Source organism: Marinomonas balearica (genome assembly GCF_004362145.1).
In the GTDB taxonomy this organism is placed as follows: Bacteria; Pseudomonadota; Gammaproteobacteria; order Pseudomonadales; family Marinomonadaceae; genus Marinomonas; species Marinomonas balearica.
In genome coordinates, this window is record NZ_SNXC01000013.1 from 133,841 (window position 1) to 147,828 (window position 13,988).

Annotated in this window: 12 protein-coding genes and 1 tRNA gene; 7 read left to right on the forward strand and 6 right to left on the reverse strand. The window is 42.9% G+C overall.

Features of this window, described 5'->3' with window-relative positions; genetic code table 11:
- Positions 1-7 precede the first annotated feature (7 nt).
- The 3 genes from DFP79_RS12540 to DFP79_RS12550 are packed head-to-tail and all read right to left on the reverse strand — an operon-like array spanning position 8 to position 5,538.
- The gene (locus DFP79_RS12540; protein WP_166637707.1) at positions 8-2,389 is read right to left on the reverse strand and encodes a DNA polymerase II; all 2,382 of its coding nucleotides are present in this window, start codon (positions 2,387-2,389) and stop codon (positions 8-10) included.
- Between the two features lie 13 nt (positions 2,390-2,402).
- Positions 2,403-4,859 carry an ABC transporter permease gene (locus tag DFP79_RS12545; protein WP_133504284.1) on the reverse strand — a complete coding sequence of 819 codons (2,457 nt, stop codon included), beginning with the start codon at positions 4,857-4,859 and terminating at the stop codon, positions 2,403-2,405.
- A gap of 1 nt (position 4,860) precedes the next feature.
- Positions 4,861-5,538: an ABC transporter ATP-binding protein gene (locus DFP79_RS12550; RefSeq protein WP_133504285.1), complete on the reverse strand. Its 678-nt coding sequence runs from the start codon at positions 5,536-5,538 to the stop codon at positions 4,861-4,863.
- A 28-nt stretch (positions 5,539-5,566) separates the two neighbouring features.
- Between DFP79_RS12550 and DFP79_RS12555 the strand changes: the two genes are divergently transcribed.
- From DFP79_RS12555 to DFP79_RS12580, 6 genes are all read left to right on the forward strand, one after another.
- Complete coding sequence (locus DFP79_RS12555) at positions 5,567-6,217, forward strand: arylesterase (RefSeq protein ID WP_133504286.1); 651 nt, start codon at positions 5,567-5,569, stop codon at positions 6,215-6,217.
- 8 nt (positions 6,218-6,225) lie between these two features.
- Positions 6,226-7,173, forward strand: coding sequence for a D-2-hydroxyacid dehydrogenase (locus DFP79_RS12560; RefSeq protein WP_133504287.1), 948 nt, complete (start codon positions 6,226-6,228; stop codon positions 7,171-7,173).
- Positions 7,174-7,902 carry a pseudouridine synthase gene (locus DFP79_RS12565; protein WP_133504288.1) on the forward strand — a complete coding sequence of 243 codons (729 nt, stop codon included), beginning with the start codon at positions 7,174-7,176 and terminating at the stop codon, positions 7,900-7,902. It abuts the gene before it with no gap.
- A 70-nt stretch (positions 7,903-7,972) separates the two neighbouring features.
- A complete protein-coding gene (locus DFP79_RS12570) occupies positions 7,973-8,317 on the forward strand; it encodes a translation initiation factor (protein WP_133504289.1) in 345 nt (114 codons plus the stop codon).
- Positions 8,318-8,466: 149 nt separating this feature from the next.
- Positions 8,467-9,471, forward strand: a complete 1,005-nt coding sequence (locus tag DFP79_RS12575) for a GGDEF domain-containing protein (protein ID WP_133504290.1) — start codon at positions 8,467-8,469, stop codon at positions 9,469-9,471.
- Positions 9,472-9,488: 17 nt separating this feature from the next.
- Positions 9,489-9,932, forward strand: a complete 444-nt coding sequence (locus DFP79_RS12580) for an acyl-CoA thioesterase (RefSeq protein ID WP_243730271.1) — start codon at positions 9,489-9,491, stop codon at positions 9,930-9,932.
- Positions 9,933-9,949: 17 nt separating this feature from the next.
- On the opposite strand, the gene ygiD is transcribed toward DFP79_RS12580, so the two are convergent.
- From ygiD to DFP79_RS12595, 3 genes are all read right to left on the reverse strand, one after another.
- Positions 9,950-10,813 carry a 4,5-DOPA-extradiol-dioxygenase gene (gene ygiD, locus DFP79_RS12585; protein ID WP_133504291.1) on the reverse strand — a complete coding sequence of 288 codons (864 nt, stop codon included), beginning with the start codon at positions 10,811-10,813 and terminating at the stop codon, positions 9,950-9,952.
- Positions 10,814-11,276: 463 nt separating this feature from the next.
- A tRNA-Ser gene (locus DFP79_RS12590) sits at positions 11,277-11,364 on the reverse strand.
- 101 nt (positions 11,365-11,465) lie between these two features.
- Entirely contained in the window at positions 11,466-12,032 is a 567-nt protein-coding gene (locus tag DFP79_RS12595) for a nitroreductase family protein (protein WP_133504292.1), read from the reverse strand.
- Between the two features lie 306 nt (positions 12,033-12,338).
- On the opposite strand from DFP79_RS12595, the gene DFP79_RS12600 reads away from it, so the two are divergent.
- A complete protein-coding gene (locus tag DFP79_RS12600) occupies positions 12,339-13,874 on the forward strand; it encodes a coiled-coil domain-containing protein (RefSeq protein ID WP_133504293.1) in 1,536 nt (511 codons plus the stop codon).
- Positions 13,875-13,988 lie beyond the last annotated feature (114 nt).

A 13,988-nucleotide genomic window follows, 5' to 3' on the forward strand; every position in this document is an offset into this window, starting at 1 on the left:
TTTAGTTTTATAGCAATTCTATTTGCTTCGTCAATATTTTTGTTACAGATAAACCAAAAAAAGGCAGTACACTGTCTGCAATTGGGGTTATTTGCTTTTCAATATAGTGATCGTAGTCGACATTTGAAATGGCGTCTCCACTCTCAAATGGCGTCACACCGGAATGCTGATAATAGAAACTAACAAACTTCCGACCTTGGTTATATTCCAAAGGCTGGTTTAATTCCTCTCTTTTAGAGTCTATCATCATCGCCGCTCTAACATGCGGGGGAATCGTTTTCGAATATTGAGAAATCGGCCGACTCAGCTGTTTGGTGTAAATTATTTCAGCATCTAACTTACCCGTAGTTAGATCACTAACAAAGGTCTGTATATATTCACGCGGATCTTGATCGTGGAACACAAGCTCAAACAGCTCTTTTTGAAATCGTTTTGCCAGTGGTGTCCAATCACTCCTAGCGGCTTCAAGACCTTTAAACACCATCTCGCCGTTGGTAATACCTGCATACCGTTTTTTACTGCCTTCCTCTTGGCCCCGTATTGTTGGCATGTAGAAACGCGTGTACAAGGTCTCAAATTCAAGCTCCAGATACGATTCTAGGCCCGCAAACTCTTTGCACCAATCCTTTAAACCCTCGTTTATCAAACCGCAAAGCTCATTACCGCGCTCATGAACTTCCTCATCAGGACAAGAAAGCGTCACAAACAACGAATCTGTGTCGCCATATATAACCTTCGCCCCCTTTTCCTCCATCCATTTCTTGCTTCGGTTAAGCAGCTCATGCCCTCTCATCGTAATCGAGCTGGCCAATTCAGCATGATAAAAACGGCAGACATTTGAACCCAGCACGCCATAAAACGAATTCATAATGATTTTTATGGCATAACTTAAAATTTCATTTCCATCACGTTTTGCATTCTCCCTTGCTTGAGCAAGCTCTGAAACCAATGCGGGTAAAATAGCGACCGAACGATCATAGCTGGCTCCTAAATAACCCGGAACTGGACAATCATCGTCAACGTGATCTTCCACACCTTCCTGATCAACATCAGAATTAACGTTGGATAGGTCCTTTCCTGCTAAATGGCTAGCGACCGCTCGAGCCAAAGGATCAATGTAAAACGTTCGGATAATGCTGGGATACAGGCTTTTGAAGTCAAACACTAAGACATTTTTGTAAAGGCCGGGAACGGACGACATAACAAATCCGCCAGGGCTTGGTACAAAAGGCTCGTCTCGCCATGCAGGAGCAACCCAACCGGCTTTATGAAGTCGCGGCAGGTACAAGTTCTCAAACGCTGCGACAGAGCCTCCTGTTTGCTCTAGCGGGATACCGGTTAAGTCAATTCTCGTCTTCTGAAGTTCGATGAGATCAAGTTTCTCAAATATTCTTTTTACTAACTCACAGTCTTGTAAGTTATAGGCAACAAACTTATCCATCTCCTCAGAGTGAAGGCGCTCTATTTCTTGCCAGCGATCACCGCCATGAATGAGCTTTCCATCGTCTAAAAGTGACTTGGATACCGAATTCAAACTGTATGAATCAAAATGGAAACCGCCCACTTTCAGCAAGGTAATGCCGTCGAGCACAACGCGACCCGGTATGGTTGCAAAGTACTTTCCTTTTCCTTCGACCGAGCGAATGCTCCATGCTTCGCCCAATGCTCCGAACGCGGGTTTTATGCCAAGCAATTTACACCGTTTATCCAAGAACAGAAGATCAAACCCAATCACATTCCACCCAATGATAATATCTGGATTGTGGCGTTTGAAAAACTTAATCAATGCCAGAAGCAGACGCTGCTCATCAGGGAAGAAGTAAGTATTTGGGACATCTTGAACCGTATCGCTGACAACAAAAGCAATCTTGTTATTTTGCGAGACAATACCCACAGAAAGAAGCTCATTTCGGCTTACAGAGGTTTCGATGTCCAGCGACCACACTTTCCAATCGGGCGTAAAGTCACCGGAAATCAATTTTGCCTCGGTAAACGTATTTCCATCTCGTTTGCCAATAAAACGCACCGCTCCACGGATGTTACGTTCCATTAAATAGCGGTCATGAGGTTTAACGTCTTCCTCGTAAACGAGGTATTCCCCTTTTTGGATAAACGCAATCATTTGCTGCTGCAACAACAGGCTTCGACTACGGACCATCAGGGTGGCATCATTATTGAAATCTCGTAGTCCACATTCTAGTACTTCAACGTCTCTAATCTCGTTAGGAAAATAATCAAGAGGCGCATTAGTAAAGAAAGAGCTGGACTGACGCTCCGGTATTACCCTAACGGTTTCCGATTCTGTTTTGATATAAAAAGTTATCTCTAAGCCACCTTGAACATCTTTGGAGTGGCGGCTCATTATGTAACCCGTTTGTTCTTCGAACATGTCTTTCACTGTATTAAAACGCCCGCAGTAATTTTATCGGCGGCACTTTTAACACAGCACGCGACGCAAATACACCTATAATCGTAACAATTATCGTACCAACGACAGGACCTAACACCCAAATAAGCGGATGCAAGGTAACATCTTGTTTAAACAACACTATTTGCAACGCGATCAAACTGATTTCTGCGGTAAGAGAAGCGATACAACCGGCAAAAAAGCCAAGTGCACCAAACTCAACTAAAAGCGCTTGTCTGACGAGTTTTTTGTTCGCTCCCAATGTTCGTAAAATGGCACCTTCTTCTAGTCGTTCGTCAAGTGTGACCCGTATACTCGCGACTAAGACCAGTGCGCCAGCGCTCAGAATAAAAAATAGAACCAACTGCAATGCATTAGATAACTGATTCACAATAGCTTGAATTTGCTTTAGTAAATCCCCCACGTTTAGCATCGAAACAGTCGGATACTCAGCCATTCCTTTGTAAAAATTTGGCGCGGTCGCAGGTGTTAAGAAAACACTGCTTACAAAGTTTGCCGAAAACTGAGATAACGCGGCCTTAGGAAGTATTATGTAGAAATTGGGCTGCATACTACTCCAATCCACTTCTCGTATCGACGTAATCGGGTAAGTCTGCTGAATTCCACCAATATCAAGTGTCAATTCATCTCCCAAAGTCACGTTGACTTCTTTTGCAACTTGCGACTCGATAGAAATACCCTCTGAGCTAAAGACCCCTGAAAGGATGTGACTTCCAGCCCCTGTATCATCAGCCCATGTAAGGTTAATTTCTCTCTCGACTAAGTCTGGCTCATCTGCTCGACGCGGATAAATTTCCTTAACCCCAATACCCTTTATTTCAATAACTCGACCACGCACCATGGGATACCAATTCGAAATTGGAATATCGTACTTATTCGCTAAAGACGAAATCCCTTCCACCTGATCATCAAGAACGTTAAAGAGGTAATGGTTTGGCGTATTTTCCGGCAATTGCTTTTGCCAATCACTTATTAGATTCGCTTGAATACCGTAAAGAATCAGACCCAACATGAGAATCACGGTAAATACCAACAACTGAAAAAGGTTACTTAATAATCGACGATAGAGAGAAGCAAGACCGATTTGCCAACCTGTAGTTGCACCTTGTGTTCTTGCACGCCCAAATCGAAATAGCAAATATCCAAGTCCACTGATGACAACAGCAATTATTGCAATGCTTAAAAACATTATTGACGGTAATGCAAAACCGCCCGTATAAATAAACATAAGCAAATACATGCCAACTAGACCTGCGACGTAAATAAACAACGCATTTCCCTGAAAAGGAGCCGATGGATTAAGGACAGACAAAGGCGTAACTTGAATCAACCGAGCCATCAAAGGGACACAAAACGCAACTAAAGACACAAAGCCTGTCGCAACACCAAGCCACAGTTTCTGAATATCCGGCGATGGCAGCTCAACAGCCATGAGATCTTGCAGTAACAACCCAATCACAAATTGGATTAAAAAGCCCAACAGCAACCCAATAACCGCGCCGATCAAAAACAAAATTGTTAGCTGATACAAGGTCAAACGAGTTAACCTCTTCGGCGTAGCACCCATTGTTTTCATCACGGCGAACTGGATAAGGTGGCGTTTTACATACCGAGACGAAGCAAGCGCCATCGCCACTCCTGACAAAGCAACCGCGAGTGTTCCCGCTAACAATAGGAAAGACTCAGCTCGTGAAATGGTTTCCCCTACTCGCTCGCCTCTCTGCTTCGGCGTTCGTAATCTAATACCGTCTGTTAATTTAGGTGTAATCCATTCGTCATAATCCAATAGATTCTGTTGCTCACCAGATAAAAGAAGATGGTAACGAACCCTTGATCCTGGAATGATGACTTCCGTCTTAGCGAGATCATCCAAGTTTATGATTGCTCTAGGAGCAATGGAAAATACAGACCCAGTACTTCCAGGATCCCTAACGAGATATTGTGTTACCGTAAAGGTTGCTTCACCGACATCGACTTCAGCTCCCAGTGTGACATCAAGTAAACTTGCCAACCGTGAAGACAGCCAAATTTCTCCGGATTTTGGTCCAGCATTGGTCTTCACACCGGTCCCAAATAACTCAGTGTCTGCCAAATAGGAATCACGTAGTGGGTACGCCGCACTGACAGCGCTTATTTGTCCCAGCTGAAGGCCAGCGTCCGAAAAAAGCATCGATGAAAATGAAACTCGATTCGCTGTATTTAACTTTTGATCAAGCGCTTGCTCTTGCCAGAGTGGCACAATAGGTTCATCGCTACTGATCACCCTATCCGCAGCTAACAAATTTGCCGCGCCAATCTCAAAGGATTTTTGCAGCCGATCAACAAACAACCCAATGCCTGTCACAGTACCAACAGAGAGAACTAAAGCGATGACTAAGGTCATAACGTCACCACTTTTAAACTCTCGTTTTAACATTTTCCATGCAAGCATATTAAGATTCCTTAAGTTCGCCTGCTTCGATTTCTACAAATCGATCGCAACGTTCAGCAAGTTTTGCATCATGAGTAACCATAATCAGCGTTGTGCCGTTATCCTCGTTTAACGAAAACAGCAAATCAGAAATTAATACGCCATTTTTGCTATCAAGGTTTCCAGTAGGCTCATCTGCAAACAAAATTTTCGCATTGGACGCGAACGCTCGTGCAATTGCGACCCTTTGTTGCTCACCACCTGACAATTGTCTTGGATAATGATTCAGTCGGTGATCCAACCCAACTTTGGTGAGTAATTCAATCGCTGTTTCTCGTGCAGACGTGTCGCCCTTCAATTCAGCGGGAAGCATAACGTTCTCTAATGCAGACAAACTTGGTAATAAATGAAACGATTGAAAGACAAAGCCCACGTACTGCGCGCGTAGGTCCGCTCGACCTTCTTCGTCCAATGCGCTCAGAGCATGACCTTGTAAGTAAATTTCTCCATCCGTATGTTGATCCAGCCCTGCAATTAGCCCAAGCAAGGTTGATTTACCTGAACCGGACGCTCCCACTATTGCAACACTCTCTCCTTGCTTGATTTCAAGGTTGATTCCTTTCAATATGGTAAGTGGCCCTTCAGAGGTTTTTACTGTGTGGCCCAGATCTTTAGTTACTAGCGCTTCCGACTTCAACATTCGTCAAGCATCCTTAAATAGGTATCAAATGAATTACATACGTACATTACTTATAACGACCACAATACTACTGGCAAGTTTCCATCTCAATGTTCAAGCGGCTTCATACACGGCATTAGAAAAGGCAAGCGGCACATTACTTATCATGGGCGACAGTTTAAGCGCCGCTTACAACCTGTCAATTGAAAAGGGTTGGGTCTCGTTGATCGAACAAGAATTAGCTTCGGTCGCGCCTAAAATCACCGTCATAAATGCAAGCGTAAGCGGCGAGACGACACAAGGCGGACTGGCACGGTTCCCCTCTCTAATAGAAAAGCACCAGCCAAACTGGGTCGTACTAGAACTTGGCGCGAACGACGGCCTTAGGGGTTACCCATTAACCAAAGCGTCTGAAAATCTTCTTTCTATGATCAACATCACCCGACAATACAGTGCAAAGCCTCTATTGATAGGCAATCGACTTCCTAGCAACTACGGAAAACGTTACACCCAAGCTTTTTTCAATTTATACAAAGACTTAGCAAAGAAAGAAGATATTGCGTACATGCCCTTCATGCTGGAGAATGTAGCCCTAGATAAAACGTTAATGTTAGGAGATGGACTTCACCCCAATGAAAAGGGTCAAAAGATCGTATTAGAAAACATCAGACCGTATATTTTGAAGCTTATAAGTAAATAGGGAAAATCATGAAAGCAGTGTTTTTGGACAGAGGATCGTTCCCCGCTCACATTGAAATCGTCATGCCAAATGGTATTGAGCTTGTCAGTTTTCACAATTCGACTGAAGAAGAAGTAGCAAATCGCATAACAGACGCCGACATTGTCCTTTCAAACAAAGTACGACTTACGCGCAATAATATGAAAAATGCCAGCAAACTAAAACTTGTACAAGTAATGGCGACAGGCACAAATAACATAGACATTGAGTACTGCCAACAAACCGGTATTGCGGTTCAAAACGTCGAAGGCTATTCGACCATCAGTGTTCCCGAACATACTTTCTCCCTAATGCTTATGTTACGAAGAAACTTGGTTCGCTACCTTGAAGACGTTAAAAATGGAAAATGGCAAAGTGCCGAGTTTTTTTGTTTTACCGATTACCCTATTAGCGATCTATCTGGCACAAAACTCGCGATATATGGCAGTGGCGCACTTGGAACAAAGGTAGCCAGCATCGCCACAGCGTTTGGTATGGAGCCCGTATTTGTAGAACGAAAAAATGCTACCCACACACGACAAGGCTACATACCCTTTGAAGAGGCCATCTCGACTGCTGACATCCATACCTTACATTGTCCGCTTACACCCGAAACTGAGGGTTTAATCAGTGATGCGGAGTTTGATGCTATGAAACGCTCAGCATTGCTCATAAACACTGGCCGAGGTGGGCTAGTAAACGAAGAATCATTGATTAAAGCACTCGAAAAACATAAAATTGCCGGCGCAGCGTTTGACGTCGCAACTCAAGAACCAATGCCAGAAACTCATCCACTTAGAGCGCTGAAAGAATTCCCCAATTTCCTTTTAACACCTCACATAGCTTGGGCAAGTAACGAAGCCATGCAAAAGCTCATTTCGATTGGAGTTCAAAAAATTTCCGACTTTATAGATAATCAAAATATGGATCGATTCTGAGTGTTAGAAATATTATTTCAAGATAATTATCTTGTTGCCGTTAATAAGCCTAGCGGCTTGTTAGTTCATCGAACAGAACTCGCTCGAGGTGAAATGGAAGCTGCTGTACAGCTTCTTAGAGACCAGATCGGCCAGCGAGTCTATCCTGTCCATAGACTGGATAGAGGAACCAGCGGTGTTCTACTGATGGCTCTCGACAGTACGACGGCGTCTCAGTTAGGCGCGCAGTTTATGCAACGAGAAGTTAAAAAAGAATATTCAGCGCTAGTGCGAGGTCACGTCGATGAATCTGGATCGATTGACTACCCGCTTGCAAAATTGAATGAAGAAAAAGGACGCTCTCGTTTTAAAATAGAAGGCACAGAACAAGAATGCATGAGCCATTACCAGCAACTTAAACAATATGAGTTACCTCTGTCGGTTAGTAAATATCCGTCCACCAGACTTTCTCATGTTAAGGTAATGCCCGAACAAGGCCGTAAACACCAAATAAGACGGCACTTTAAGCACGTATTTCACCCGTTAATCGGCGACACCCGATACGGATGCAGACATTGCAACAAAACATTGCGAGAAGCATTTGATCCTGATCTTAGGTTAATGCTCCACTCTGAATCGCTAACGGTCAATCACCCCAATACGGGAAGAGAGTTAACCATTAAAAGCGATAATAGAGGAAAGTTTGACGAGTTGTTGACCTTCATCGAGCCATACAGACTGAATACATAGCACATGGTTTATACAAACCAGTTGCGCGCCGCGAGGCCGCTAGAAAAATGAATACGAATTGGAGTAAAAAATGGCTAAAAAACGCCTAGTTTTCAGCACAGACCAAGGCGAACTATGCCCAGATTGTCGTGAACCGATAGATGAATGCAACTGTAATGAAGGGCAATTGCTTGGAGACGGCAATATAAAAGTAATGCTCGAAACAAAAGGTCGTAAAGGCAAAGGGGTTACCCTCATATCTGGATTCGCTCTGACACTGGACGAAACTAAAGATATTGCAAAAAAGTTAAAAGCCTCTTGCGGATCAGGTGGATCTGTGAAGAATAAGGCTATAGAAATTCAAGGCGATCACAGAGATAAAGTCATGGAATTTCTAAAGAAAAATGATTTCAAAGCCAAACGAGTTGGCGGTTGACCCAAGTACATAGTTACTACATAACATACGTCAGACGACGGATCTCAATCAATATAACAGGGACGAAGCTTTAAGCATTTTTGAAAAGCGCAGTGATTTGTAAATCAGAACACTAAGGGTTTTAAGTACACCGCGATAACGAGGCAGTAATGCAAGACGAAGGTCTTAACGAAGCGAATGAAATATTGCGTAAGGCAGTCCCCCTTATGCAGCGACTTAATATTGCACCGACACCCTATAATTATGGCGTGTGCTATGAGTACTCCTCAAATCGCACCCCCAAGCTGAACAAACTGATGGATGCAACCATTAGAACGCTTGGTGGCGTACCCGATTACCTAACGAAAGAACTTTTCCATCAATTTGTTATTGACGATTCTCAGTTTAATAACGAGCATCAAAATAAAATCGAAGCACTTATCGAAGCCTCTCAAAAAAATTCAAAAGAGATGCAAGGGTCGCTGGACAGTCTTGATGGGGTATTGAAAAAAAGTAAACGCGTACTCGAACGCGCAGACCGACAAAAACACATCGAAAAAGTGCTCAACTATTTAGAAAAAGGCACTGAAAAAGCAATAGAAAGCACCGTTAAATTCAACGAAAACCTTAACGTTGTTCGTTATGAAATTGACGCGTTAAAAAGTGACTTGGAAGCACTTAAAAATAATATTGAACTCGATCCCTTGACCCAGCACTATAACCAAAAAGGGCTTGAGCGGTACATGTACACATGGAAAAAAGGTGCAGAAGACGATTTATCGCTCTTATTAATAGACATCGACAAACTTCAATCCATTAATAAGAAGCACGGACGTCGAGCCGGAACCTCGTTAATACGCTACGTAGGGAAACTCATCAAAGATTTTAATGTTGATAATAGTGTACTCGCTCGCATAGATGGCGGCACTTACGCCCTTCTAATTAATGAATTAGAACTTGCCAAAGCATCGGAGCTTGCAAACTCAATACGCAAAAAAATCTCACTTCAAAAAATTCGCTACAAAGATACAAAAAAAGAAATGACACAACTTACTGTCTCTGTCGGTGTGGCCACACTGATTGGTGACGAAAGCGTCTCCAGCCTGCTGGCACGCGCCAGAGTGTATCTGGAGAACGCAAAACACAGAGGTAGAAATCGCACATCTTCTAACTAGGGACAAAGATTACTGTTATGAATGACACCGAATCGAAAGGACACGCAATGCCTAATGAAGCACATACACTTGAAATACAAGTTAGAGATTATGAATGCGATATGCAGGGCATTGTAAACAATGCGGTATATCAAAATTATCTTGAGCATGCTCGACACGAGTTCATAAAAACCAAGGGATTGAATTTCGCTGAATTAACGTCACAAGGTATCCACCTTGTCGTCACAAGAGCAGAAGTAGACTATAAAGCTTCTTTGCGCAGCGGAATGATTGCAACAGTTTTAACAACCAGTAAACGCCTCACTCGCTTCAAAGCCGTCTTTGAGCAACGTATCACGGTACTTGATCCAGAGCATCCAGATCGGCCCAAAGTCTGTATCTCGGCACAAATTAATGTTGCCTCGATCACTGACCAAGGCAAACCTCTTCTTTGCAAAGAAATGGATCAACTCTTCGGCTAATTGATTTCATTTCTACACTAGCTAAACAAGACCGACCTCATTGAAATAGAACCGGACTCAAAACCTTCGTACGGAAAGCGAATGTCATCAGTGCTTGTTGATGCGCCCAATGCATACAACAATGGAGCATAGTGTTCAATCGTCGGGTGTGAAATATTCCACAATGGGTGTTTTGATCGGTCTTGTGCAAGCAGCTGACCCAAATCGCGCTGCAACAACGAGCTTTTAATCAGCTCATCAAACTCTACCGACCAATCGGTGTTATTAGCATTTGGAGCACGATTGAGCTTCCCTAAGTTATGTACGATGTTACCACTGCCAACAATCAACACCCCTTCATCTCTTAGACTTTGTAACGCCGCTCCTACCTCCATATGCTCAGAAAGCGTCAGCTGCGTACTCATCGCCAATTGAATAACCGGAATATCGGCATCAGGGTATAGATGATGAAGAACCGTCCAAGCGCCATGATCGAGTCCCCTATTTTTATCGATGTCTCCATCAAATTCATTCAAATGCGTTGCTAAACGTGTTGCAAGGCTTGGATCGCCATCACAAGGGTACGTCATTTGAAACAGCTCTTCAGGAAAACCACCAAAATCATAAATGGTCGATGGCTTCATTGTGGCGCTTAGTGTTGTTTTATTTGCAACCCAATGGGCTGACACTACGACAATTGCGCGAGGAGTGGGTAACGATTTCCCAAGGTGAGTCAGGTGTTGAGTAAATGCATTGTCCCGCAAAGCATTCATCGGTGACCCATGCCCCAAAAATAAAACTGGCATTCGCTCATTCGTGCCTGCCAGCGCGGTCGTGGAATTTAGAACACTGCTAGCCGCCGCAACGGCTAAAATAGATTTAACAAGATCTCTGCGATTCATAGCTCAAATTAGTAGTTAATTAGTAAGACTCTTAGATAGATCACGTTAATCGGTGGAAGTTCCTGATTTACAGGGAATTAATTGCATTATGCTATCGATACAAGATATTCCGTTCTAAAAGGTCGAGAATCATACTCCTTACGTCGATAGCACTTACGAACCTAATGTGCACAGCATCATGCGCAAATCCATTCCCCCGTTTGAAAGTGGGATAATCACAACAGCCATAATGCTTTAGTCAGCTAAATTCGCATTTAAACACTAAAACGAAAATACTAAAATTTGGGTATTAAAGAGGGCGACTTTGAACGCCAGTTAACCCTTTTTCGAGTGCAGCGATGCTTACAAAAGAACTAAGTGCAAGAAAATAAAAGTGCGGGAACGGCAAGCCAGTATACTGGTGAAAATTTCGGGATCAAAAAAAACCGCTTAAGATTCTATCCTAAGCGGTTTTTCAAGGTAATGGCGGTGAGCAAGAGATTCGAACTCTTGATGCCTTTCGACATACACACTTTCCAGGCGTGCTCCTTCGGCCACTCGGACAGCTCACCAAAACTTTTTGAACTGCTTGTCGCAATTCGTGCGGCGTATATTATTGGTGAAGCTATTGAATTGCAACTATTTTTTTCAGTTTATCTGCAATTATTAAAGATTATTCTGATACCCACTCCACGCAACCTTCTAGGTCGACATGTTTTGGAGTGATGGAAAGAGTATCTGGAGTACCGACGTAAATTAACCCTACGATTTGATCTGTTGTTTCCAGACCTAATAATGAGTTGGTTCGCTCAGTAAAACACGCAGGACCAGAACGCCACATTGCACCGAACCCTAACGCGTTAAGCCCTAACAATACTTGTTGCGCAGCAGCAGAAACAGCCATAACTTGTTCTACATTTGGAACTTTTGGATGCTCAACGATGTTTGCGTAGATTAGCAAGACCTGTGGCGCTCGAAAGGCTTTCTTAATAAAAGAGTCTTTTTTTTCTTCTGGTAAAGCGTCAACTTCTGATTTCGCGTGTTGCCAGTATATTTCACCAAGTTTTTTGCGCCCTTCTCCTTCATAGACTTTAAAGCGCCACGGTTTTAAGCCACCGTGATCAGCGGCACGGCTTGCAGCTTCGAGGATCTCGTCCCATTCCTCTTTTGTTGGCGCTGGCGCATTTAATTTTGGTTGAGATACGCGATTACGCATGAATGTTAAAAAATCTTTACTCATAGAATCGTTCTTTCCGTTAAGATTAATAATTAGAATTCGCAATGTGTTGAGACAATAGTACGTTTAGATATAAAAGACGGGGATGACTGAACTATCAGCTCAGATGGCAACTCCAGTCACGATGCTATAACAATGTTACTTAGTTTGTGTTTTATTGAGCTATTCAATAGTACGGCTAAACTAACACATAGCGCTCTAACACTTTACGGCGAATGATATTTTACGAAAGTGTATCTGACCCAGTAGACGATGTACATGTAACTGGTTTTCATTTACGCCGTTTCAGATGCAAGTTAAGGGGTAAGCATGATGGAAAAGTGGCAATTATGGATACTGCTCGAAAGTTCGACAGTATTCACCCTACTCACCGTATTTTTTATTTGGCGTACACGCCTGCTTAAAAAGACTCCAGAACCAGACGATGAAAATGAAAAAAACTCAGCCTCATCCACACCATCGAGTGACAACGTACATTCTAGTGCCGCTGAGCCTGATTTAAGCGCTTCTTACAGTCGTTTCAGTGAATTTATAGAGCGACAGATAACACATGCTATAAATTCTGTTAAAGCCAAATTACAAGAGAAAGACGAAGCCGCTACGACGAAATTTAAAATATGGGGAACATTACTCAAAGCCGAAAAAGCCATCATAATTAATGAAAATAGCCAAAACCCGCGCCCAATTTTAAACCGTTTTTTAGCCAGCATTCTGGCTGCATTAGAGTTTGAAAGCCGTAACACCAAAAAATCAGACCTTGAAAAAAGCCTAGAAGAGCTTGATCAAGAGTTCATGCAGGCAGGTGAAGTTTTACTTACAAAAGAAAACCTCATCGCAAATCAGAAACAGTTGCACGAAGACCTTCGTAGTAACATTGAGCGCACAAAAAAGCGTATTGCGCAGCTCGGTATTAAAGAGCGTGAATTAGCCCGTTTAAAAGCGGAGCAGAACAAGTTGCGTGAGCAAATCGAATCAATCAATCATCACTCAGCCTATGCTTTAGACGTAACTCCCGAAGCCCGAACCTCCTACACCAAACCGAAAGCACAAAAGCCTCAATCTTCGCGACATTTAGAGTCGTTAAAGCAGCTGTCAGCTCGCCAACAGACCGTTATAGAAAAACTTCAAGAAGCATTAGATAGCCAAAAAACAGGGAAATCAAACCAAACACACATCGAATCTCAGAAAGTCGCAATTGAACGCTTAGAAAGAATGAGCACTGAGTCATTGTCGCTTATCGAACAACTCAGCACAGAACTGAACACAACCAACCTTACCATTGAATCCCTAAAACAAGATATCTCGAGTAAAAACAAAGCTCTTGAAGAGATTGAGCAAAGACTAAAAGAAACAGACACAACTGTTATTACTGGGCTCTCAAACATTCAAGCGAACAAAAAAGAAGCGTTTGATTCAATTAAACTCGGCCTAACCGAAGCACAAGAGGATGAACAATCTCACAATGATTTCTTTATCAACGAGCATGCTAAAGAAGTCGAAAATTTGGAAAGATTACTCCAAGAGTCAGAAACATGTGTCGCTTTACTCGCACAAGAATTGCAGACATTAGATTCGGAAACAGCGGAAACAGAGGCAAAAATATTGGAAGCCGTTGCAGCACAAAACAACGGCGACTCAACATCAGATGAACTCAATATGCTTCGAGAGCAAAACAAGCTTTTAGCCAATCAAACCAGTGACATTAAAGCAGAATTAATGGAGCAAGCTACAAACACCGATGAGCGAACGCTTCGAACCGAATTTAATCGTAAGAATCTAGAGTTAGACCGGTTACAACTGGCTTACAGCGATCTAGAGCGTAAGTATCTTTCAACGCTAAATTAACGACGATCGACAAGGGCTCTTTTAAAGAAGCAGCCCTTCGAATTTCCAACGTTCTCTCACGTCTTTTAAAAAGTGCGCCTGCTCGTCGCTCGATAATAATTTCCCGATAATTAT